Here is a 21,215-nt window from a genome sequence, read left to right as displayed (position 1 = left end):
CCCGGGAGCCAATCCTCCCGGGGCGCCCTCGGCACGCTCACTCGGACCGGCCCCGCTCGGGCGACTCCCCCGCCGGCCGCTCGGTGCCGGGGGCGTCGTCGGGGTGAGGGGCGTCGTCCTGGTCGCGCCGCGCCTGCTCGAGGTGCTCGGCGTTCTTCTCGTCCACCTCGTCCTTGAGGTGCGACAAGTCCTTGGCCTTCCGGTGCGAGCGTTCGCGGTCGAACTCGTTCACGTACCGCCTCCCGGGCTCAGATGGCCAGCAGGTCGGTGAGGTCGTCGGCGTGCTCCTCCTCCTCCTCGAGGATGGACTCGATGAGGCGGCGGGTGGTGGGGTCGTGGTCGCCGATCCAGCGGGCGATCTCCTGGTAGGTGGAGATCACGATCCGCTCGGCCAGCAGGTTGTGCTCCAGCATCGCCTTGAGGTCCTTGTCGTCGGGCGTGGTGTAGTCGGTGTGCGCGCGCTGCACCAGGGTGGCCGGGTCGAAGTCCGGCTCGCCGCCGAGTTGCGAGATCCGCTCCGCCGCCCGCAGGGCGTGCTGCATCTCCTCCGCCGCGTGCTCGGTGAACTCGGCGGCGACCTGGGCGCGGTCGATGCCGGTGGCCGAGATCGCGTGCCGGGTGTAGCGCAGCCAGCACACCACCTCGGTGGCGACCACGTCGTTGAGTACGGCGATCACCTTGCCGGTGTCCAGGCCGTAGGTGGCGGTCACCGCTCCACCGGCCATCTTCTGCCGGGCCTCGTCCCGGATCCGGCTCACGTCGATCACGAAGTCGTCTGCCACGGTTGCTCCCAAAGGTCGGGGTGAGTTGGACGGTCCGGCGACGCCTTCCCCGTGAAGCCCCACCTCAGACAGGCCGGCGCCCGACGCCACCGGTTCGCAGTAGGTGACCGGGCGGGGCGCGGCGGGCCCGAGGGCGGCCGGGCCCGGACGGGCCAGGGCCGCTCGGCCGGCGCGGGGAAGCCAGGCCCCGAAGGGTGCCCTGCGCGTCCGTCCGGGTGAAGGAGCGGGGTTGCGGGGTGGTCGACGGTCCGGCCCCGTTCCAGCCGTCGGAGAGCCGGAAGACGCTTCCGTTCCGGCGGCAGGTCACGTAGCCGTCGGCCGGCTCATCCACGGAGAGCGGGCCCGAGACGTGGCTGCACCGGCCGGCAAGCACATGGGCTCGCTCGCCGCTACGAGCGTCGCGTCGCTGTCATTGATGCCTTCGTCGACCCTGCCGACGCATTCGTCATCGTGCGCAGTCCGATCCGGCGGCCCTGAGCAGTGCACCGCTGGGACGTACGCCCGAACCGCCGGCCGTGATCCTCGACCTCGTTCTGGTTACTTCGGCAGATCGGCGCGGAGGAAGGGGGCAAGGAGCGCGAACAAGGTGTCGGGGCGGTCGAGGGGGATGATGTGGCCGCAGTCCTGGAGATGGTGTCCAATCAAGTCATCGGCGATATGGCGGAGTTGGCGTTCGAGCCCGGTGCCGACGGGGTCGGAGCCGATGGCCATGGTGGGCATGGTCAACCGTGCCGTCGCGACGGCGTCCTGGATCTGTTGGGCGCTGGTGGGCAGGGCCCGGTAGTAGGAGAACGCGCAGCGCAGGGCCTCGCTCCCGGTGTACGCGTGGACGAAGGCCGCGCGGATGTCGTCCGGTACTCCGCACCCGAGCGTCCCCGAGTCGAGGAACCAGTCGATGTACGGGGCCTCGTTGCCGGCCAGGACGGTCTCGGCAAGGCCGGGGACGGCGTGGAAGCCGAACCACCACGGGGCGCCGCCCGCGACGACGTGTTCTGCGCCGGGCAGGGGGCCGAGCAGCGCCTCCATCACGACCAGGCGCCGGACCAGGCCGGGCCGGCGCAGCGCGAGCAGGACTGCCGGGGCGGTGCCCGCGTCGATGCCGACCACCGCTGCCGAGGGCTCGCCGAGTGCGTCGAGGAGCCCTTCGGCGTCGGCGGCGAGGGTGCCTGCGTCGTACCCCTCGACGGAACGCGCACTGGCGCCGAAGCCTCGCAGGTCCGGGGCGATGACCCGGTACTGCCCGGCAAGTCGGTCCATGACGCCGCGCCAGAGTTGCCAGGTGTGCGGGAAGCCGTGCAGGAGGAGAACTGCAGGTCCCTCGCCGGCGATTGCGACGTTGAGTTCGACGCCGTTCGTTGCGACGCGGTGCAGTTCCGGTGCGGTGGTGACGGGCATGACGGTTCCTTCGGGTGGTTACCATTGGTTACCACAGAACGATAGGTAACTGTCTGCCGGCCCGCCAGAGGGCACTTTCAAGGAAGGTGGTGAGCCACAGGTGACCGCACGAGAAGGTCGGGCCGCGGATCACGGAGCACGCGGCGATCTGTTCGATCCCCAGTGCCCGACTCGGCAGTTGCTCGACCGCATCGGTACGAAGTGGACATCGATGGCCGTCAAGACGCTCGCCGACGCCGCACCGGGCGAGGTGCGCTTCGCGGAGCTCCGACGCCGGATGCCCGGTGTCTCGCAGAAGATGCTGTCCGTGACGTTGCGAAGCCTGACCCGCGACGGGCTGGTGTCGCGCCGGGTCGAACCGACCGTGCCGCCGCGGGTCTTCTACCGACTCACCGGACTCGGGCTGTCCCTGGAAGCCGCGCTCGCCGGGCTTCGGACCTGGGCGGAGGAGCACATGGCCGAGATCGACCGCGCCAACGAAGCCGCCGACCAGGAGGTCGATGAGGCATAGGCGAAGCGGTTCCGCGCTCAGCACCGGCCTCGTCCATTCGCTGCTGAAGCACCCATCGTTTTCGTCCTGACGCAGGGACCCGGCTCCCCGCCGTCGCGGCGCAGAGTCAACATAATCAAACATTGAAGCGGTGAGGATGCGACCCGAGGATTCTCCGCGTCAGCTCGCGAAACACCCATCTGCGCTGGTAGGAGCGGTAGCGGTCGGCTGCCCTCCGAACCGGCCTCGCCGAGACCCCTTGACACAACCGAACACCGCTCCGACACTCTCCACAGCCGCTTGTTTGCGCCAACATCAGTGAACGGACGCACTGAGGCCATCTCGGCGGCACCCTCCCCCACCCCACCCGAAGCGCGAGGTTCAACCCCATGTCGCGTACAAGATCCGCGCTGCTCTGCGTCGTGCTGACGCTCGGCGCGCTGCTGGCCACCGGTACCAACCCCGCCCAGGCCGCCTCCGTGGCGGTCGTCAACGGCACCCAGTTCCCCGACACCACCGGCGCCGCCGTGCAGGCGCACGGAGGCGGTGTGATCAAGGTCGGCGGGTACTACTACTGGTTCGGCGAGGACCGCAACCCCGACAACACCTTCCGGTACGTCTCGGCTTACCGCTCCACCGACCTGAAGACCTGGGAGTTCCGCCACCACGTACTGACCCAGGCCACCGACCCGGAGCTGGCCTCGGCCAACATCGAGCGCCCCAAGGTCATCTACAACAAGGCCACCGGCCGGTTCGTGATGTGGATGCACAAGGAGAGCGCCGCCGACTACGGCGAGGCCCGGGCCGCCGTCGCGATGTCGTCCACGGTGGACGGGGACTACAGCTGGCGCGGCAGCTTCCGGCCGCTGGGCGCGATGTCCCGGGACATCACCACCTTCGTGGACGACGACGGCACCGCCTACATGGTGTCCGCCGCCAACGAGAACCGGGACCTGCACGTCTACCGGCTGACCTCCGACTACACCGGCATCGACGCCCAGGTGCAGAGCCTGTGGAACGGCTCCTCCCGGGAGGCGCCCGCGCTGTTCAAGCGCGACGGCGTGTACTTCCTGCTCACCTCCGGCGCCACCGGCTGGTCCCCCAACCAGCAGATGTACGGCACCGCGAGCAGCGTCACCGGAAGTTGGAGCGGCCTGCGGAACTTCGGCGACGGCGTCGCCTACGGCAGCCAGACCGCGTACGTGCTGCCCGTCCAGGGCACCCACGGCACCAGCTACCTGTACATGGGCGACCGCTGGGGCAACTCGATGGGCGGCACGGTCAACGACTCCCAGTACGTGTGGCTGCCGCTGACCTTCCCCACCGCCACCACGATGACGATGGGCGCCTCCCCGCAGATCACCGTGGACACCCGGACCGGAACCGTCGGCGCGATGAACGCCACCTGGCAGACCCTGACCGGCGTCCAGAGCGGCAAGTGCGCGGACATCGGCGGCTACTCGTTCACCGCGGGTGCGCGGGCACTCCAGTGGTCCTGCGGCTGGGGCGCCAACCAGAACTTCTGGTTCAAGCCGCTCAACAGCGGCTACGTCCAGATCATGGCGCGGCACAGCGGCAAGTGCCTCGACGTCGAAGGGAGTTCCACCGCGGACGGGGCCGTGGTGGTGCAGAGCACCTGCTCCACCACCAAGTCCCAGCAGTGGCAGGTGCAGCAGGTCGACGACGGCACCATCCGGTTGCTCGACCGGCGCTCCGGCAAGTGCCTGGACGTGATCAACCAGTCCACCACCGACGGCACCGGACTGGAGCAGTGGACCTGCAACTCCGGCGCCAACCAGCTGTGGCGGCGCGGTCCCGCGCCGCTCTGACCCGACCCGCACCCACCTTCGCCGCACGTCCCTGATACCCGCGGTCGGGTACTGCGCAGCCGCCGTCCCGTCACATGGCCGGCGGGGGCGCGGTGCTCGCGCGCACCACCAGTTCGGGGGTGACCGCGACCGGCACGTCCCCGGCCGCCCCGGGCACGTCCATCAGGTCGAGGAGCCGGGCCACGCACTGCCGGCCGACCTCCTCGAAGTCCTGCCGGACCGTGGTCAGGGGCGGCAGGTAGTAGGCCGCCTCCGGCAGGTCGTCGAAACCGACCACGCTGACGTCCTGCGGAACGCGGCGGCCGGCCTCGTGCAGGGCGCGCAGCAGGCCGAGCGCCAAGTGGTCGTTGGCGGCGAACACGGCGGTGACCTCGGGGCGGCCGGCCAGCTCGCGGCCGATCCGGTAGCCCGCCCCGGCCGTCCAGTCGCCGTACTCCAGCGGGGGGACGCGCACGCCGGCGGCCTTCAGCTCCGCATGCCAGGCGGCGGCACGGCGGCGGGCGGCGTAGGAGTCCTGCGGGCCGCCGAGGTGCCAGACGGTACGGTGGCCGAGGTCGAGCAGATGGCGGGTGGCCATGGCGGCCCCGGCAGCCTGGTCGGTGTCGACCGAGGGGAAGCGGCGCTCCGGGTCGCCGTCGACCACCACCACCGGGACGCCGGAGGTGACGGAGAAGCCGGGCCGGTCGAGGATCTGCGCCTCGATCACCACCAGCCCGTCCACGGCCTGGTCGGTGAGCCGGCGCACGGCCTGCTGCACGGCGAACTCGGTGTGGTCCTCGACGCAGACGACGTTCAGCGAGTGGCCGGCCCGCTGGGCGGCGCGCGAAATCGCCCCCAGAGTACGGGCGTTGCCCTGGGCGGTGACATCGAAGGTGACCACGCCGAGGGCATGGAAGCGGCCGAGGGTGAGCGCCCGGGCCGCGCTGTTGCGCTGGTAGCCGAGAACGCGCATGGCCGACAGGACCCGGTCACGGGTCGCGGGCTCGACATTGCTGCGGTTGTTCGCGACCCGGGAGACGGTCTGCGAGGAGACCCCGGCGAGCGCCGCGACATCGGTCTGCGAAGGCGGCCGCGACCTCCCACGAGCACCTGCTGCCGCCGGGCGCTGCTCCATGCCGCTCCTCCTCCATGTCTGCGCCAACATGGTAGTGGAAACCGCTGAGTTGACCATGGAGGTCGTACTCACCTGCCTCGGAAACGTCAAAGGGCCACGTCTGTTGGACGGGCGGACCGGCAACGGGACGGTGGGCCTCGCGCCCACCACGGAGGCGCCGTTCACCGGCACGCGGTGGCAGGTCGGCATACCGTTCGGCGACGACAACCGGACGATCCCGGCCGACGAGTGACGGCCGGCCCCGCCTCACCGCCCCGGCCGTGGCCGAGGACGGCAGGACAGCACATCCACGGTCGCCGGCGCCCGGAACGGTTCATGGGCACCGCACAGCCGGCGGGACATCGTCACCGCGGGCCGCGCGCCGACGCGCGGCCCCGGCTGCCCGGCGCCTCGTCGCCCAGGTGAACTCGCACGCGGAGAGGGCAGGATTCGAACCTGCGCGGGCCCCGAAGGACCCTGCTCGGCCATCGCTGGCCAGGCACCCGATGAACCGCTCCGGGCACCTCTCCCGACCGAGAGCCGCTCGCCGCGGCTCCTTGACGTGCCATCAGCATGCCCGGCGGCGCTGACCCGGCCCTGACCTGTGCCTGACCTGCGCCTGACCTGCGCCTGACCGGGCGCCGGCACGGGGGCTGCTGCGCGTGGCCGCTGCGTCGATCGGCTGCCTGGAGACATGCCGCGCTGATATCCGGTCGACGGGCGAGTCCGGGCAGCCCTACTGTCGCGCGGTGACGAACAACGTGAAGAGCGGCGAGGACTTCCGCGCCCTGCTGCGGGGCCTGATGGAGCGTTTCGAGGATCTCGGCGCCGAGGCCCCGCAGATCGATGATGTCCTGCTCCGTTGGGCCGCAGCTCTTCCGGATCTTCCCGATCAGGGCTCGGAGCCCGGCTGGTCGGGCTTGGCCGACCAGTTGCTCAGCGCAGTGGACGCGCCTTCGGTCGGACTCGCCGAACCCGCCGCTCTCCGCGACGAGCCGTCGGTTGCGTCCCCGGCGGAGCTGCGTGCGCTGCTGCTGGCGCTCGCCGCCGACTTCGCCCGCAACCGTGCCTGGACGGAGGACAGGCTGGCTCGGGGATTGTGGGCCGGGGACGGCGGCGGCTGGGCGAGCGGATCGATGGCCCGGTTCATGGAGTCGTGGGACGCCTGGCTCGGTGCCAGGCTCGGAAAGCCCCCGAGGTTCCCGGGTACTCCACCGATCGAACCGGTGACCTGGGCCTCGGTGGCTTGGCAGCTCGGTGCGGCTCGCGTCTACGAGTGAGCGGTGGACGCGCCCGTCCGGAGTCCGTCGGGCCGGGGCTGGGCGCGGGCATCTCCGAACCGGTGCCCGCCCGCCTGCCCGTCCTAGAGCTCAGGATCATGATCCGGACGCTCGCGTGCGCGGTCGTAGGCGCTCCCCCTGTGGCCCGAACACGATCAGGTATTCGACCGGTCCGCCGGGTCCGGCGTTCGCGACTCCGTGGGCGGTGCGGGTGTCGAACTCGACCGTCTCCCCGGCGCTCAGGACGAGGTCCTGCTCGCCGAGCGCCAGCCACAGCCGCCCGTACAGGACGCACAGCCATTCGTGCCCGTCGTGGGAGACCTGCCGCGGCCGCTCCGGTGGCGCGTCGACGGCGGGCAGGACGTGCTTGTGAACGTGCAGGCCCCCGACGTACCGGGTCAACGGCAGCACCATCTTCTCGTCGCCGGGACGTTGCGGCACCGGGGTGCGCGGCCTGGGCGCGGTGCCGGGTGAGGTGACGGGTGCGGTGCCGGCCAACTCGTCCAGGGAGATGTCGTACGCCTTCGCGAGGTGCAGCAGGACCTCCAGGGTCGGCTTGCGTCGACCGGTCTCGATCCGCGACAGCGTGCTCGGCGAGATGCCGGTCGTGCGGCCGACGTCGGTGAGCGTGGCGCCGCGCCGCTCGCGCGCGGCCCGCAACCGAGGGCCCATGGCCGCCAGCGTGTCGGCCGTACCGTCGTCCGCCATCTTCGCCCCCGCTCTCCGCGGCCGTGCCGCCACCGCTGTCCCGTCCTGCCAGTTTGCCAGGATGGCAACGGTGCTCGCGTCGGGCGGGCGTCACGTCGCAGGATCGGCGGGTAGCTGCAACCGCCCATGAACCGAGGAGAAGCCATGCACCAGCCCCTGCCGTCCGCCGAACTGCGCCACCGCACCATCGAGGCACCCGCCGGACGCCTGCACCTGGCCGAGCAGGGCACGGGACCGCTGGTCCTGCTCGTCCACGGCTTCCCCGAGTCCTGGTACTCCTGGCGCCGCCAGCTGCCGGCCCTCGCGGCGGCGGGGTACCGGGCCGTGGCGCTCGACGTGCGCGGCTACGGGCGCTCCTCGAGGCCGGCCGCGACGGACGCCTACCGGATGCTCGACCTGGTGGCGGACAACGTCGCCGTGATGCGCGCCCTGGGTGAAGAGACGGCGGTGGTCGTCGGGCACGACTGGGGCTCCAGCATCGCCGCGGCGAGCGCCTTCCTCCACCCGGAGGTCTTCCGTGCCGTCGGGCTGCTGAGCGTCCCCTACGCGCCGCCCGGCGGCCCCCGCCCCACCGACGTCTTCGCACAGATGGGCGGCGACCAGGAGTTCTACGTCTCGTACTTCCAGGAGCCCGGCCGGGCCGAAGCGGAGATGGAGCCCGACCTCCGAGGCTGGCTCGCGGGCTTCTACGCGGCCATGTCCGCCGACACCATGCCCGCCCAGGGCGAGCCCGACCCCCACTTCGTGGCCCGCACCGGCGGCCGGCTGCGCGACCGCTTCCCCGTCGGCAAGCTGCCCGCCTGGCTGACCGAGGAGGATCTCGACGTCTACGCCGGGGAGTTCGAGCGCACCGGCATGACCGGGGCCCTCAACCGCTACCGCACCATGGACCGCGACTGGGAGGACCTCGCCCCGTACGGCGGCGCCCCGATCAAGCAGCCGTCCCTGTTCATCGGCGGCGCCCTGGACGCCTCCACGACCTGGATGGCCGACGCGATCGACGCCTACCCGACCACCCTCCCCGGCCTGACCTCCAGCCACATCCTGGACGGCTGCGGGCACTGGATCCAGCAGGAGCGCCCCGAGGAGGTGAACCACCTGCTCACCTCCTGGCTCGCCTCCCTCCAGGGCTGAGCCCTCGGACGTACCGGCCAGGCTCCGTCGCAGTCGGCAAGCTGCTGCTGCCCGCTGTCGACCCTCGCCAGTATCCGAGCACACCGGGCGCAGGCCAGGCTCTCGCTCTGGCGGCCGCAGCAGCGCACCCGGTCGCATCGGCCGCTGGGGCACATCGAAAAGACGCGCCCCGGAGCGAAGTCGGCCGTTCGGCAGCCGCACCGCTTCCACCCGGAGTACCCCCACGCCGGGAGCTGGTCGAGCACGTCCTCAACCGAATTTTCCGGCCGGCGACTGGAGTCCGCCATCTGCCGACCGATCTCCCGCCACTCCTCCGGCCGCGAGATCAGGTCTACGAAGAAGCCCTTCGCCGTGCAGGAGATCGCGGTTCTGCGCCAGACCATTCAGGATGATCACGAAGTGGGACGGGTGCGAGCTGCGGTGGACACCCAGGGGGCCGAGGGCGTGGACGCGAGCCTCGGTGCCGGCGGCGATCAGGCCGGTAAGGGTGAGTCCGCAGCAGCGAGGAGCTTGCTATCGGCGTCGGCAGTGATGCTGTTGGCGTCTCGACGAATGATGACGGCGCGCTCCGGGTGATCGCGGTGACGACGGGGTTCTCGGACCCGACAGGGTGGTACGCCTTGGAACCGAGCCGCGACGGACAGTGTCCGTTCAACCGTAGGCTGAGGGGTCTTAAGTCTGTATGTGCGACGCGATGGTCGATGGGAGACGGGCATGGGGCTCAACGAACAGGACGGACCGCTGCGGTTGGTCGTTACTGGTGGCGGCACCGGCGGGCACACCTACCCGGCACTGACCGCGGTGCAAGCGTTGCAGGGCCGGCTCGCGGCGCAGGGGCGGACGGTGGACGTGCTGTGGATCGGCACCGCCGAGGGACTGGAGGCCCGGGTCGCTCCAGCGGAGGGCATCCGGTTCGCACCGGTCGCCACCGGCAAGGTCCGGCGCTCCTCGAACCCGTTGAAGCTGGTCTCCCCGGCGAACGTTCGGGACATGGGCCGGGTGCCGCTCGGTGCGGCGCAGGCTCGGTCGCTGATCACGGAATTCGCCCCGGATGTGGTGTTGGCGACGGGCGGGTACGTCGCGGTGCCGGTCGGCCTGGCGGCTCGCTCGTGCGGGGTGCCGTTGGTGGTGCATGAGCAGACGGTGCGGCTCGGCCTGGCTAACAAGGTGCTGGCGCGTGCGGCGACCCGGGTGGCCGTGTCGTCGGAGTCGACGCTTCCGCTGCTGCCGGCGTCGGCGCGGCGCGGCGCGGTGGTGACCGGGAATCCGGTGCGGCCGGCGGTGCTGACGGGGCAAGCTGACAAGGCGGTTAACGCTCTGGGCCTGTACGGCTTCGACCGGTCCCTGCCGACGGTGTATGTCACCGGTGGCGCGCAGGGGTCGGCGCAGATCAACTCCCTGGTGGCGACGGTCCTGCCGTGGCTGTTGGAGCGCGCCAACGTGATCCACCAGTGCGGCCCGGCCAACGAGGCGACGCTGCGCGGGCCGACCGAGGCGGTGCCACCGCGCTTCGCTGCCCGCTATCTCCTGACCGGCTACATGGGTGCAGAGCTGCCGGACGTGCTGGCGCTCGCGGACGTGGTGATCAGCCGCAGCGGCGCGGGGACGCTCGCGGAGCTGACCGCGCTCGGCAAGGCTGCGGTGTTCATCCCCCTGGCTACCTCGGCGGGCAACGAGCAGGCCCACAACGCCACGCACCTCCAAGACTCGCGCGCGGCCGTCGCCCTGATCGGCGACGTCACGGCGGAGGCCCTGCAGGAGGCGCTGGCCCCGCTGCTGGCGGACCCGGCCCGGCGCGCGGCGATGGCGGCGCGCTCGCGCGCACATGGGCGACCTGATGCGGCCGAGCGCCTGGTCGACGTGGTGCTCGACGCCGCCTCCGGCCGCTGAACCGGGCCGGCCCCGGCGCCAGGGCCGGGGCCGGGGCCGGTGGGAATGTGTCAGCGCAGGTGGTTCGCGGCTCCCGCTTCGATGAGTAGGGCGCAGGCGGTGAACTCGGCCGCGGGGCGGCCCATCGGGTCGGGGACATCGCGGTCACGGTCGAGGTACAGGCGGATCCTGGCCGCGAGGTCCGGCCCTGCGATGTCGCGGAGATGTTCGAGGACAGGGTGGTCCATGGCGAGGACCAGATCGGCCCAATCGATCAGCTCGGGGGTGACCTGCTGGGGGCGGTGCCCGGTGAGGTCGTAGCCAAGGGCTGATGCGGCGGCGGTCATCTCGGGGTGTGCCTGGGTCCACCTGTCGATCAGTCCGGCGGAGCGGACCTCGACCGCAGTGCCGCCGAGATCGGCAAGGATGCGCCCGCCCAGCGGGCTGCGGCAGTAGTTGCCGAGGCACACGACGAGGATGCGCCGGGGCGCGGCGGGACCGGTCATCGTGCGTCTCCGGTGGTCAGGGCTTGGCGCAGCGCGGCGACTGTGCGGTGGACGTCGCCCTCGGAGAGGTGCTGATGGAAGGGCAGGGTGAGGATCTGCTCGGCGAGGTGTTCGGTGGCCGGCAGCGGTCGGGTCCAGCGGGCGAAGGCGGGCTGGAGATGGTTGGGCGGGTAGTGGACTCCGACGCCGATGCCCGCGCGGCGCATCTCGGCCCAGAGCCGATCGCGGTCGGGGACCTTGACGACGCACAGGTGCGGGACGGAGTAATCGACGTCGACGTCGACCAGCTCGACGTCGGGCAAGCTGGCCAGCGCGTCGCGGTAGGTGCGCCACAGCGTGCGACGCACAGCCGTGGCCTCCTCGAAGTGGGCGAGTTGCGCGGTGCCGATTGCCGCGTTCAGGGCGGACAGCGGGTAGCGAAACCCGGCGCCGGTGACCTGATAGGTGGTGGACGCGGCGCGGTGGGCGGCCGACTCCGCCACTCCGAGCAGCCGCAGGGTCCGCAGCCGCTCGGAGTCCTCGGGGTTACGGGGGACGACGGCGCCGCCCTGGCCGCAGGTGAGGTTCTTGATGGGTCCGAAGGAGAAGCAGGTCAGGTGCCCGCTCGCCCCGACGGGGCGGCCGTCGCGGCCGTGGGAGCCGAAGGCGTGGGCAGCGTCCTCGACGATGGCGATCTTGGTTGGGTCGAGCAGGTCGGCGATCGGGGCGAGGTCGATGGCCCGGCCGCCGAACAGCACGGGCATCAACGCGGTGGTGCGCTCGGTCAGCGCCTCATGCACGAGGTCTGGGGTGGTGCACATCGTGACCGGGTCGATGTCAACGAACCGGGGCTCGGCCCCGGCGGAGAGGATCGCCTGCACGGAGGCGCAGAACGTCATCGAGGGCACCAGCACCTCCTGCCCCGGGCCGACACCGGCGGCGACCAGCGCGGCGTGCAGGGCCGCCGTCCCGGAGGAGACGGCCACCACCTCCCGCACCCCGAGGAAGTCGGCGACCTGCCGCTCGAAGGTCTCGGTGACGTCGGTGTGCCCGTACTGGCCGCTCGCCAGGACCTCGGCGATCGCCCCGAGTTCGGTCCCGTACAGGTAGGGGGTGGCGTTGCGTTCGACGCCGGGCCGGGCGGGGGCGGCGGGTGCGAGGGTCACGACTGCTCCTGGAGGGCTCGCAGGGTGGAGACGGCGCCGGTGGCGAGCGTCTCGGTGTACTTGGTGAGGAACACGTCGTCCCGGTAGCCGAGGCGGCCGTGGTCGACGGGCCGGCCGAACAGGCCGTTGACGGCCTGGCCGATCAGGTCCGCGCCAGCTGCCTCGGCGAGCGCGAATCCGCCGGCCACCCGGACATTGACCTCGGTGATGACCACCGGGTCCGGGCTGCGGTCGATGGTGAAGCCCTGCACACAAGAGAGCCCCAGCGCGCCGACGGCCGCCAGGGTGCGGCGGACCTGCCCGGCCACCCGCTCGTCGTGGAAGGTCACCGCGACGGCCGCCAGTCCGGCCTTCACCAGGCTGCGGCGGCGAAGCACCATCGACGCCTGTCCGGCGCGGTCGACGAGGCAGTCCGCGGTGAACTCCTCACCGTGCACGCGCTCCTGGACGAGCGGTTCGGGGACCAGCTCGCACAGCACCCGGGCCTGCTCCAGGGTGGCGGGGAAGTGCACGTGCTGGGCGCCGTGGCCGCCGCGCGGCTTGACGACCAGTTCGGTGCCGTCGGGGATCTGGTGGAGCTGGTCGGGCAGCCAGCTGCGCGGCGTCGGCACCTGGTGCTCGGTCAGCACGTGGTGGAAGGCGGCCTTGTCGAGGCAGGAGTGCACCGACTCGGCGTTGGGCAGCCACACGCGGACGCCGGCGGCGGCCAAGGCGCGGCGGGCTCGCAGGACGGGCGGCAGGTCTGGTTCGATGCCGACGATCAGGGCGTCAGCGTCGGTTTCCCGGCACAGCTGGAGCACGGCCGCTCCGTATCGGGGGTCGTCGGCGCGCGGGGTGACGCGGGCCGTGACCTCGGGCAGGAGCAGACCCGGGGCGAGCGGCTGGGCATCAGTGGCGATGACGTGGTGGCCAAGGCGCTGGAGGCTGCGTGCGAGGTCGAAGCCGGGGTTCGCACCGACCCCGGTGACGACGATCCGCCGACCCTCGACTGCGCCCGCCGTTGCGGTGTCGGTGGTGGGCACGGCGGTCACACCTCGGCCGGGGTGAGGTCGGCGGCGAGCGGGGCAGCGTGCTGCCAGAAGCCGGGGTTGGCGCGGTACCAGGCGACCGTGGCCGCCAGGCTGGCTCCGAGGTCGTGAGCGGGCCGGTAGCCGAGGTGAGCGATCTTTGACCAATCCATCGCGTACCGGAGGTCGTTGGCGGTGCGGTCAGGCACGTGCCGAAGCATGACGCGGTCCGCGCCGAGGATGCCGAGCAACAGGGTGGCGAGCTGGTTTGTGGTGAGGTCGTGGCCACCGCCGATGTTGTAGACCTCGCCCGGCACACCGTGGTCGAGGACGAGTTCGATGCCGGCGCAGTTGTCCTCGACGTGCAGCCAGTTGCGCTGATGCCCACCGTCGCCGTGCACGGTCACCGCCCGGCCCTGCAGCAGGCTGCTGACGAACCGCGGGATGACCTTCTCCGGGTGTTGGCGCGGCCCGTAGTTGTTCGACGAGCGGGTGATGCACACCGGCACGCCGTACGTCTCGAAGAACGAGCGGGCGACCATGTCGCTGGCGGCCTTCGAGGCGGCGTACGGGATACTTGGTGCGAGCGGCCACTGCTCGGTCGCGGCCCCCGTCTCCAGCGATCCGTACACCTCGTCGGTGGAGATATGGACGAACCGGGACACCCCGGCCCTGCGTGCGGCCTCCAGCAGGGTGTGGGTGCCGGCCACGTTGGTGGAGATGAACCGTCCGGCATCCACGAGCGAGCGGTCGACGTGTGACTCGGCCGCGAAATGGACCACAGCGTCGTGCCGGGCGACGAGTCCACCGGTCAGTTGGGCGTCAAGGATGTTGCCGTGCACGAACTCGCAGCGGCCCGTACTCACGGCGACTTCCAGGTTGGCGAGGTTGCCCGCGTAAGTGAGGGCGTCGAGCACCGTCACGTGCTCCACGTCGTCCCTGCGGAGCAGGCGGTCCACGAAGTGCGAGCCGATGAACCCGGCTCCGCCGGTGACCAGAATCTTCATCGTTCCATCCCTCTCGTACAACGGAGTTGGCGCGGGGCCCGCGGCTGCTCGGCAGGCCGGTCGATCGGTGTTCTTCGCGGTTGCCCGGCCGGGCCCCTGATGTGCCAACTACGCTAGGAATCAAGCACTGTGAGAAACACTCACCGGCAGTACGGGTTGCTACGTCCTCCGACGCGGGCGATACCGCACGGCTGCGCAACGACACACCCTCTGTCCGCCGACGGATAGCGGGTGGACGCCACGAGCGTCGCGAACTCTGCGACACCGGCGTGAAGGCCGCGAACGAGCGCGCGAGGGAGGGGATCCGTGTCCGCTACAGCGCCGTCGTCCGGTGTGGTCTCCGGCTACCTGCTGCGTCTGGCCCGCGAGAGCATCCCGCGAACCCAGGAGGGGCTGGCGGAGGACCTGGGCGTCGATGTCGGCACCATGCAAGGCTGGGAGTCCGGCCGTCGCCCGCTGACGCACACCCGCGCCGGCGACTACCTGGACCTGCGCCGCCGCCTGGCCCTGCTGGGGGCCGACCCGCTGCTGCTCGCGCACAGCGGCGCGGCGCTGGACGCCGATCGCGTCCTGGCCGCCATCCTCGACCCGCCCGCCGAGACCGGCCGCCACCCTCTGGCCGGGTGGGTCCAGCCCCGCGACTCCGCCCTCCTGGTTGCCTGGGCACTGCGCGGCACCCCGCCGCCGACGCTGGCCACCGTCGCCTCGCGGCCCCGGCGCGGCCCGGCCCGACCCGGCCCCCTGCTGCCCAAGGATGACCGCGACCGCTTCTTCGCCAACCTGCGGACCACCGCCGAGCGTGCCACCGCGGACAGGCGCGAGCGCCTGCTGCACCGTCAGGCCCTCTACCTCGCCTCCTACGACACCGCGCCCGATGCCGCCGCCTGGTCGGAGCAGGCGCTGCGCGGCATGCGGCCCGCACTCGGCCGGCGCGGCTACAGCCCCCGCTCGATCGAGGCCCGCACCGTCGCCACCGTCGCCGCCCGCCAAGGCGATCCGGACCAGCTGCGGCACTTCATCTCCACCGCGTTGCTGGACGACGAGCACGGCGAACTCGCGAATTTGTCCTACTGGGCGCTGTGGCTGGCCGCGATGCCCGCCGACCAGACCGACGACACCTTCATGCACCATCCGGACCCGGCGACCTGGGATCCGATCCGCCTCTTCCGCGCCCTCGTCGCCTCCTTCCACCTCGCCCCCGGCACCGTCGACCTGTATGTCCACTCGATCAGCACCCTGCTGAACCTGCACCCGTGGCTGCCGCACGCAGCACCGAACGCCGCCCGTTCGTTCGACACGTTCACGGCCGAGCTCCTCGACGGAAGCCTCATCTCCGCGACGTCCCGGCGCGACCTGGATCGCCTGCGCTACGGTCGAGACGATGGGTGACACGCGATCAGGAGGACCCCGTGGTGCAACTCGACGATGAACAGGCAGCGGGCGTCGCCCGTCTTCTCTTCGAGGCCGGCTCCCTCCGCGCGCTGCCCCGCACCGGCTGGCGGCAGGATGGCATCCCCTTGTCCGCCACCGAGACCGTCGCCGAGCACAGCCATCGCACCGCCGTGATCGCCGCCACCCTCGCCGCCCTGGAGGGGGCGGACCCGGCTCGTACCACTCTGCTGGGCACCCTCCACGACGTCCCCGAAGCCCGTACCGGCGACCTCACTCCGCTCACCCGCCGATACGTCACCGCTGCCGACCCCCGCAAGGTCACGGCCGAACAGACCGCGGCGACCCACCCAGCCGTCCAGTCCCTCTTCGCCGACGTGATCGCCGAATTCGAGGACGGCATCACCCCGGAGGCCCGCTGCGCCAAGGACGCCGACAAACTCGACTGCCTGCTGCGCGCGGTCGAGTACCGGGCCGGCGGCGTCCCCGCGGTGCAGGGCAAGATCGACCGCTGCCGTGCTGCCCTTACGACCGCCTCGGCCCAGCAGATCGCCGACGCTGCGCTGGCTCTCGACCCCACCGACTGGCAGTCCGCGCCGGCCTGACGGCTGGGGCGGCGCCTACGCCGTGAGCTGCTCGGCCAATGCTCGGTTGACCAGCGGGTCGCGGTCGGGCATGCAGGAGGGATCGGCTGGTAGGTGCGGTGTTCATACAGGGCGAGCGCAGCCAGTTTCTCCGCAATGGTCCGCGCCGCCGGAGTCGACTGGTACGACAAGGCGACGTCTGGGCCCGGTTCGCGACGCACCGCCCCCCTTGGTCCGCGACCGGCGCGACACCTGACCGCCGCCATGCGCGGCCTGATGCGTCTGGACACCTCGGAACTCACCCGCGACACCAACCCGCTCGCCCACCACGGCGGCTGGGTCCACGACTTCGAACAGGCTGGCCAGGACCTCGTCAGCGTGGCCCGCGACGGCAACCTCACCCGCGGACCGCGAGCGGTCCTCGCGCACCTCCTCCTCTTCCACGCCGACCGCGCCGGCCTGCCAGTCGAACACCAAGCAGCGATGGCTGCAGGGGCATTGGAACCCCCATCCACACCGCCGAGGGCCCCACGCCGTCGGCAATGCCCAACGGCACGACCACTAGGGTCACCCACATGACTACTCTCAGCAACGAAACCGGGTCCGCGGAGCAGTTGCGCGATGCCCTCACCGACCGCCTGGTCGCCCAGGGCGCCATCACCAGCGAGACCGTCGAGGCCGCATTCCGCAGCGTACCTCGCGAGCTGTTCCTGCCCGGCTTCCCGCTGGCGACCGCGTACGCCGACAACCCCACCTACACCAAGGCCGACGGCGCCGGCACGCAGATCAGCGCCGCCTCCCAGCCCACGATCGTCGCCATGATGCTGGAGCAGCTCGCACCGCGTACCGGCGACAGGGTCTTCGAAGCCGGGGCGGGCACCGGCGTCAACGCCGCCTACCTGAGCCAGATCGTCGGCCTCGAAGGGCGCGTCGTGACGGTGGACATCGACGAGGACCTCGTCGACGGCGCCCGCAATCACCTCGCCAACGCCGGCCTCATCAACGTTCAGGCCGTCCTCGGGGATGGCGCCCTCGGTCACCGAGGCGGCGCTCCGTATCACCGGGTGATCGCCACCGTGAGCACCAGCGAGATGCCCACCCCGTGGCTGGAGCAGGTCGTGCCGGGCGGGCGGATCGTCCTGCCGCTGCGACTGCGCGGCACTGCCGGCCGCGTCATCGCCTTCGAGCGTAGCGACGACGGCTGGGTCTCGGTCGACGACCGGCTCGCGGTCTTCATGCCGCTGCGCGGCAGCATGGACGACGCCCGCCGCACCGTCCACCTCACGGGCATCGGCGACGTCACCCTCCAGGTCCACAAGGACCAGGACTCCGCGGTCGACGCCGAGCTGCTGGCCGGCATCCTCAACAGCGAGCGCCAAGAGACCTGGACCGGGGTCACCATCCTGGCCGGCACCACCTACGAGTACCAGGACCTGTGGCTGGCCCTCACCCTGCCCAACTCCCTGATGCGGATGAGCGTCACCGGGACCGCCCGCGAGCGGGGTGTGACCCCGATGTTCGGCTGGGGTGCCATGGCCACCGTCGACGGCGGCTCCCTCGCCTACCTCACCATCCGGCCCGGTGAGCCGACCACCGACGGTCGCAAGACGTACGAGACCGGGGTGATCGGCCACGGCCCGGCCGGCGCCGCACTCGCCGACCTGGTTGCCGAGCAGATCCGCGTCTGGAACACCGGTTTCCGCGACCGCACCCTGCGCATCGAACTCCCCGATACCGCCGCCACCGCGGACTCGGCGACCGGGCGCTTCGTGCTGCACCGCCCGAACCACCCGATCACCGTCAGCTGGGAGTAGCCGCTGGTGGCCAGGATCCGGCCCGCGTGCCTGCCTCTGGACGCGCGTGTCGGCCGGCAACCAGGCCGCCCTCCTCGCCTCCGACCTCAACCTCAACCTCAACCTGCCCGGCTAACGCCCGCGCGCTCTGCCAGCGCCACGCCGCCCTCACCTCCCTGGATGCCGCCGCCCCGGACACCCCCGCCCGAAACCTCACCGAGCACTGACCAGCCGAACGGATGAATCTCGCGACGGCTACGCCCTGCGCGGCCTCCTCGCCAACGACGCCGTCCGCAGCCGCCTCGAGCCCCGTCGGAGCAAGACGCTCGAACGAGCTCTCGCCGCCTGCGCGCTGGGCTCCGTCACCCTGCCCGCCGCCCTGCGCGGCTCGCTGGAGCGGTCCCTCGACCTGGCCGCCGAAGTGCTCGAAACGTCCCTTTTCGACCGAGGCTCGCCCGGAGGGAATCCGCTTGAACGCCGCACTCGAACAGCGCCATCATCAGTCGCTCGCACTCGCCTAGAGCCGTCCAACTCGCGGGAATGGCAACGCACTTGCCGCGCCCGTCGTCGGCGGACGGCCTCGTGCAGTCGAACGCCCCGACCGCCGGACCCGCGCGGCCGGGCCCTCGGCCCTACCCGCCCGCGACCCTGAGGAGCACCCAAGTGATCGACTTCGAGCCACTCGCCGAACTCGCCCTCCGCGAGGGCATCCAGCGCATCGGCGTCGGCGTCGTGGTCCGCGACGCCTCGGGCCGGATCCTGATGATCCGCCGCTCCACCGACCACGTCCTGCCCGGCCTGTGGGAGTACCCCGGCGGCACGCGGGAGGCGGACGAAGACGTACCGTCCGGTGCGGCGCGCGGACTCGCCGAGCAGACCGGGCTCACCGGACAGCCGCTGGAGTACGTCCGGCATCTCGACCTCACCGACCAACGCGGCTGCCACGTAAGGCAGTTCGTCTTCACCACGGTCGTCCCCGACGACACCGAGGTCGTCCTCTCCCAGGACCATGACGACCACCGATGGGCGTACCCGGACGCGGTGCCGCCGATCGGCGACGGGCAGCGGGACGTCATCGCCTGGCTCACCCGTCGCCTCGCCGTTCCCGGCTGGCGGCCCGTCGGCGGCTACCTCACCACCATCGCCCGGCCCAGCTCGTACGGCAGCCTCCTGGTCACCGATCCCGAAGGCCGCATCCTCGGCCTGCGCTCGACGATCAACCCGCAGGTATGGAACTTCCCCGGTGGCAACGTCGAGCACGGCGCGACGCCCTTCACCACCGCGCTGGTCGAGGCCCAGGAGGAGCTGGGCCTCGACCTCGCCGCTGAGAACGCCGAGACCATCGCCCGCCGGCGTCTGGTCGCGGTCATCCACGAGCAGGCGGGCACCGAGTACCCGGTGCCGGTCTGCGGGTACGTCTTCGACGGCGGTGTGCTCACCCCCGAGCAGCAGGCCCGGATCCGCCTCGACCCGGCCGAGCACACCGAGTGGCGCTTCGAGACTCCGCACGACTGGTGCCGGCTCATGGAGCCCGCCCGCTACCAGCGACTTCTGCAGGTCCTGCGCGCCCACCGCTGTGGTGTCCCCCTGTACTTGGAGCGCCCCGCGCCCGAGAACGAGTTCGAGGGCGTGCTGGTCCTCGTCACCGACGGCCGCGGCCGGCTGCTGATGCACCACCGCGATCAACGCGAGGGCATCGCCTGGCCCGGTCACTGGACCCCGATCGGGGGCTGGCGCGAGGGCACCGAGACCGAGGAGGAGACCGCGGCACGCGAGGTCCTGGAGGAGGCCGGGATCGCCGTCTCCGGGCTGCGGCCGGTGCCCGGACCGCAGCACGACCTCGTGCACCCGCTCACCCGCGTCCTGCACACCGTCTGGGACGGCCCCGAGACCGATCTGCGGCTCGGCGACGAGGGCCTGGCGGTGCGCATGGTCCCCCTCGAAGACGTTCCGCTGCTCAAGATCCCGCCGTACATGCACCACTACCTTCCGCTGCTCGCCGACACAGCCGCCGCAGCCGGCCTGCCGTCCGGGAGGACCGCGTGAACCAGCGCCCCACCGACGCGGATCCCGTGACCCTGGTCGTCGGCGTCCACCTCGTCCTCACCGACAGCAGCGGGGCCATCCTGCTCGGCCTGCGCCGCAACACCACCTACGCCGAGAATCGGTGGCACCTGCCCGCGGGACACATGCAGCCGGGCGAGCGGATCACCGCCTCGATGTGCCGTGAGGCCGACGAGGAGCTCGGCATCGCCGTCGCCGAGGAAGACCTCGTCCTCGTCCACACGCTGCACCATCTCGACGCCGACGACGGCCGCAGCCGCATCCAGCTGTTCTTCCGCCCCACCCGCTACCGCGGGCAGATCCGCAACGCCGAGCCGGACAAGTGCTGGGAGTTGAGGTGGTGGCCGCCGGCCGGGCTGCCGGCGACCACCGTGCCCTACACCGCGCACGCGCTCGGCGAGATCGCCCGCGGCAGCACGCTGTCGACCGTCGGGTGGTCGGCGTGAGCGGCCCGGCCGTCCCGGACGACGTCGACCGGCTGCTGCGCGCGACCGCCGGCCCGTACGAGCTGGTGGGGGCTCGCTCCCGCAGCCGGGCCGGTGACCCGGTGGTCTGGGAGGTCATCCTCGGCAGCGGGCGCCGGCTGTTCGCCAAGCGCCACAAGAACGCCCTGATGCACCGGCGCGAGGCCTTCGCCTACCGGCACCTCGCGCCGGCCCTCGGCCCCGGCCGCGCCCCCACCCTGCTCGCCGAGAATCCCCGCTCCCTCGTCATCGTCACCACGGCACTGCCCGGCACCCCGGCCATCAGGACCGCTCTCACCCCGGACGAGGAGCGCGAGGTGTACCGGCAGGCCGGACAGCTGGCCGCCCGCATCCACGACCACCCGCTCACCGACGGCGCCATCAGCGGGGAACGCCTGCCATGGGGCGAGGAGCGCGAGCGAGCACTGTCCCGCGCCGACCACGCCCGCCTGTCCGCCGAGGAGATCGAGATCCTGGCCGAGGCCACTCGCACCGAGCCCCCGCACACCCCGATCGCCACATGCCACGGCGACTTCGGCCCCCGCAACTGGATCGTCGACCGCGACGGGGACGGCCGGATCCCCGTCGGGGTGATCGACTTCGAACGCAGCCAGGCCGAGGCACCGCTGCGCGTCAGCCCTGGATTCGCACCAGGTTCCCCCACTCGGCCACCCGG

Annotated in this window: 22 protein-coding genes and 1 pseudogene; 13 read left to right on the top strand and 10 right to left on the bottom strand. The window is 71.7% G+C overall.

Going from position 1 to position 21,215, the window contains the following annotated elements; translation table 11 throughout:
• Positions 1–37: 37 nt before the first annotated feature.
• The 3 genes from ABT014_RS33550 to ABT014_RS33535 all read right to left on the bottom strand — a co-directional run bounded on the left by ABT014_RS33550 (position 38) and on the right by ABT014_RS33535 (position 2,177).
• Positions 38–232, bottom strand: a complete 195-nt coding sequence (locus ABT014_RS33550) for a hypothetical protein (RefSeq protein ID WP_350643467.1) — start codon at positions 230–232, stop codon at positions 38–40.
• A gap of 16 nt (positions 233–248) precedes the next feature.
• Positions 249–782: a ferritin-like domain-containing protein gene (locus ABT014_RS33545; protein WP_350643465.1), complete on the bottom strand. Its 534-nt coding sequence runs from the start codon at positions 780–782 to the stop codon at positions 249–251.
• Positions 783–1,319: 537 nt separating this feature from the next.
• Complete coding sequence (locus ABT014_RS33535; RefSeq protein WP_350643463.1) at positions 1,320–2,177, bottom strand: alpha/beta fold hydrolase; 858 nt, start codon at positions 2,175–2,177, stop codon at positions 1,320–1,322.
• Between the two features lie 100 nt (positions 2,178–2,277).
• Here ABT014_RS33535 and ABT014_RS33530 point away from each other — a divergent pair, with 100 nt between their 5' ends.
• Both ABT014_RS33530 and ABT014_RS33525 read left to right on the top strand, forming a co-directional pair.
• Positions 2,278–2,688: a winged helix-turn-helix transcriptional regulator gene (locus ABT014_RS33530; RefSeq protein ID WP_350643461.1), complete on the top strand. Its 411-nt coding sequence runs from the start codon at positions 2,278–2,280 to the stop codon at positions 2,686–2,688.
• Positions 2,689–3,056: 368 nt separating this feature from the next.
• Positions 3,057–4,496, top strand: a complete 1,440-nt coding sequence (locus ABT014_RS33525; protein ID WP_350643459.1) for an RICIN domain-containing protein — start codon at positions 3,057–3,059, stop codon at positions 4,494–4,496.
• 70 nt (positions 4,497–4,566) lie between these two features.
• Here ABT014_RS33525 and ABT014_RS33520 read toward each other — a convergent pair whose 3' ends face one another.
• Positions 4,567–5,610, bottom strand: a complete 1,044-nt coding sequence (locus tag ABT014_RS33520) for a LacI family DNA-binding transcriptional regulator (protein WP_350643456.1) — start codon at positions 5,608–5,610, stop codon at positions 4,567–4,569.
• On the opposite strand from ABT014_RS33520, the gene ABT014_RS33515 reads away from it, so the two are divergent.
• Positions 5,609–5,842 carry a hypothetical protein gene (locus ABT014_RS33515; RefSeq protein ID WP_350643454.1) on the top strand — a complete coding sequence of 78 codons (234 nt, stop codon included), beginning with the start codon at positions 5,609–5,611 and terminating at the stop codon, positions 5,840–5,842. The two genes, ABT014_RS33520 and ABT014_RS33515, sit on opposite strands and share 2 nt — an antisense overlap.
• A 182-nt stretch (positions 5,843–6,024) precedes the next feature.
• On the opposite strand, the pseudogene ABT014_RS33510 reads toward ABT014_RS33515, so the two are convergent.
• A pseudogene (locus ABT014_RS33510) lies at positions 6,025–6,119 on the bottom strand.
• Between the two features lie 219 nt (positions 6,120–6,338).
• Here ABT014_RS33510 and ABT014_RS33505 point away from each other — a divergent pair.
• Entirely contained in the window at positions 6,339–6,869 is a 531-nt protein-coding gene (locus ABT014_RS33505; RefSeq protein WP_350643450.1) for a hypothetical protein, read from the top strand.
• Between the two features lie 96 nt (positions 6,870–6,965).
• Here the strand turns inward: ABT014_RS33505 and ABT014_RS33500 are convergent, their stop codons facing one another.
• Positions 6,966–7,577, bottom strand: coding sequence for a helix-turn-helix domain-containing protein (locus ABT014_RS33500; RefSeq protein ID WP_350643448.1), 612 nt, complete (start codon positions 7,575–7,577; stop codon positions 6,966–6,968).
• Between the two features lie 144 nt (positions 7,578–7,721).
• On the opposite strand from ABT014_RS33500, the gene ABT014_RS33495 reads away from it, so the two are divergent.
• The 3 genes from ABT014_RS33495 to ABT014_RS33485 all read left to right on the top strand — a co-directional run bounded on the left by ABT014_RS33495 (position 7,722) and on the right by ABT014_RS33485 (position 10,601).
• Positions 7,722–8,711, top strand: a complete 990-nt coding sequence (locus ABT014_RS33495; RefSeq protein WP_350643446.1) for an alpha/beta fold hydrolase — start codon at positions 7,722–7,724, stop codon at positions 8,709–8,711.
• A gap of 351 nt (positions 8,712–9,062) precedes the next feature.
• Positions 9,063–9,287, top strand: a complete 225-nt coding sequence (locus ABT014_RS33490) for a hypothetical protein (RefSeq protein WP_350643443.1) — start codon at positions 9,063–9,065, stop codon at positions 9,285–9,287.
• Positions 9,288–9,425: 138 nt separating this feature from the next.
• Positions 9,426–10,601, top strand: coding sequence for a UDP-N-acetylglucosamine--N-acetylmuramyl-(pentapeptide) pyrophosphoryl-undecaprenol N-acetylglucosamine transferase (locus tag ABT014_RS33485; RefSeq protein WP_350643441.1), 1,176 nt, complete (start codon positions 9,426–9,428; stop codon positions 10,599–10,601).
• 50 nt (positions 10,602–10,651) lie between these two features.
• On the opposite strand, the gene ABT014_RS33480 is transcribed toward ABT014_RS33485, so the two are convergent.
• The 4 genes from ABT014_RS33480 to rfbB are packed head-to-tail and all read right to left on the bottom strand — an operon-like array spanning position 10,652 to position 14,245.
• Positions 10,652–11,086 carry a low molecular weight protein-tyrosine-phosphatase gene (locus tag ABT014_RS33480; RefSeq protein ID WP_350643439.1) on the bottom strand — a complete coding sequence of 145 codons (435 nt, stop codon included), beginning with the start codon at positions 11,084–11,086 and terminating at the stop codon, positions 10,652–10,654.
• Positions 11,083–12,231, bottom strand: a complete 1,149-nt coding sequence (locus ABT014_RS33475) for a DegT/DnrJ/EryC1/StrS family aminotransferase (protein ID WP_350643437.1) — start codon at positions 12,229–12,231, stop codon at positions 11,083–11,085. The genes ABT014_RS33480 and ABT014_RS33475 overlap by 4 nt, the downstream gene beginning before the upstream one ends.
• The gene (locus tag ABT014_RS33470; RefSeq protein ID WP_350643435.1) at positions 12,228–13,253 is read right to left on the bottom strand and encodes an ATP-grasp domain-containing protein; all 1,026 of its coding nucleotides are present in this window, start codon (positions 13,251–13,253) and stop codon (positions 12,228–12,230) included. The genes ABT014_RS33475 and ABT014_RS33470 overlap by 4 nt, the downstream gene beginning before the upstream one ends.
• A gap of 5 nt (positions 13,254–13,258) precedes the next feature.
• Complete coding sequence (gene rfbB / locus ABT014_RS33465; protein WP_350643433.1) at positions 13,259–14,245, bottom strand: dTDP-glucose 4,6-dehydratase; 987 nt, start codon at positions 14,243–14,245, stop codon at positions 13,259–13,261.
• 306 nt (positions 14,246–14,551) lie between these two features.
• Here rfbB and ABT014_RS33460 point away from each other — a divergent pair, with 306 nt between their 5' ends.
• From ABT014_RS33460 to ABT014_RS33435, 6 genes are all read left to right on the top strand, one after another.
• Positions 14,552–15,634, top strand: coding sequence for a helix-turn-helix domain-containing protein (locus ABT014_RS33460; RefSeq protein ID WP_350643431.1), 1,083 nt, complete (start codon positions 14,552–14,554; stop codon positions 15,632–15,634).
• Positions 15,631–16,239 (top strand): HD domain-containing protein, encoded by a 609-nt coding sequence (locus ABT014_RS33455; RefSeq protein WP_350643429.1) that lies wholly within the window; start codon positions 15,631–15,633, stop codon positions 16,237–16,239. Before ABT014_RS33460 ends, ABT014_RS33455 begins: the two co-directional genes overlap by 4 nt.
• Positions 16,240–16,793: 554 nt before the next feature.
• Complete coding sequence (gene fxlM / locus ABT014_RS33450) at positions 16,794–18,032, top strand: methyltransferase, FxLD system (protein WP_350643427.1); 1,239 nt, start codon at positions 16,794–16,796, stop codon at positions 18,030–18,032.
• Positions 18,033–18,674: 642 nt separating this feature from the next.
• Positions 18,675–20,057 (top strand): NUDIX hydrolase, encoded by a 1,383-nt coding sequence (locus ABT014_RS33445; RefSeq protein WP_350643426.1) that lies wholly within the window; start codon positions 18,675–18,677, stop codon positions 20,055–20,057.
• On the top strand, positions 20,054–20,521 hold the full coding sequence (locus tag ABT014_RS33440; protein WP_350643424.1) for an NUDIX hydrolase: 468 nt from the start codon (positions 20,054–20,056) through the stop codon (positions 20,519–20,521). The genes ABT014_RS33445 and ABT014_RS33440 overlap by 4 nt, the downstream gene beginning before the upstream one ends.
• A partial coding sequence (locus tag ABT014_RS33435; RefSeq protein ID WP_350643422.1) for a phosphotransferase family protein occupies positions 20,518–21,215 on the top strand: 698 nt, incomplete at its 3' end. The genes ABT014_RS33440 and ABT014_RS33435, both read left to right, overlap by 4 nt.

This window comes from Kitasatospora sp. NPDC094015, assembly GCF_040304075.1.
Taxonomy (GTDB): domain Bacteria; phylum Actinomycetota; class Actinomycetes; order Streptomycetales; family Streptomycetaceae; genus Kitasatospora.
This window is presented reverse-complemented; position numbering and strand designations above follow the sequence as displayed.

What these genes read in the sequence shown, in the direction of transcription:
- ABT014_RS33535 (WP_350643463.1), bottom strand. Translation starts at nt 2,177, where the DNA reads ATGCCCGTCACCACCGCACCGGAACTGCACCGCGTCGCAACGAACGGC.
- ABT014_RS33525 (WP_350643459.1), top strand. Translation starts at nt 3,057, where the DNA reads ATGTCGCGTACAAGATCCGCGCTGCTCTGCGTCGTGCTGACGCTCGGC.
- ABT014_RS33515 (WP_350643454.1), top strand. Translation starts at nt 5,609, where the DNA reads ATGCCGCTCCTCCTCCATGTCTGCGCCAACATGGTAGTGGAAACCGCT.
- ABT014_RS33520 (WP_350643456.1), bottom strand. Translation starts at nt 5,610, where the DNA reads ATGGAGCAGCGCCCGGCGGCAGCAGGTGCTCGTGGGAGGTCGCGGCCG.
- ABT014_RS33500 (WP_350643448.1), bottom strand. Translation starts at nt 7,577, where the DNA reads ATGGCGGACGACGGTACGGCCGACACGCTGGCGGCCATGGGCCCTCGG.
- ABT014_RS33495 (WP_350643446.1), top strand. Translation starts at nt 7,722, where the DNA reads ATGCACCAGCCCCTGCCGTCCGCCGAACTGCGCCACCGCACCATCGAG.
- ABT014_RS33485 (WP_350643441.1), top strand. Translation starts at nt 9,426, where the DNA reads ATGGGGCTCAACGAACAGGACGGACCGCTGCGGTTGGTCGTTACTGGT.
- ABT014_RS33480 (WP_350643439.1), bottom strand. Translation starts at nt 11,086, where the DNA reads ATGACCGGTCCCGCCGCGCCCCGGCGCATCCTCGTCGTGTGCCTCGGC.
- rfbB (WP_350643433.1), bottom strand. Translation starts at nt 14,245, where the DNA reads ATGAAGATTCTGGTCACCGGCGGAGCCGGGTTCATCGGCTCGCACTTC.
- fxlM (WP_350643427.1), top strand. Translation starts at nt 16,794, where the DNA reads ATGACTACTCTCAGCAACGAAACCGGGTCCGCGGAGCAGTTGCGCGAT.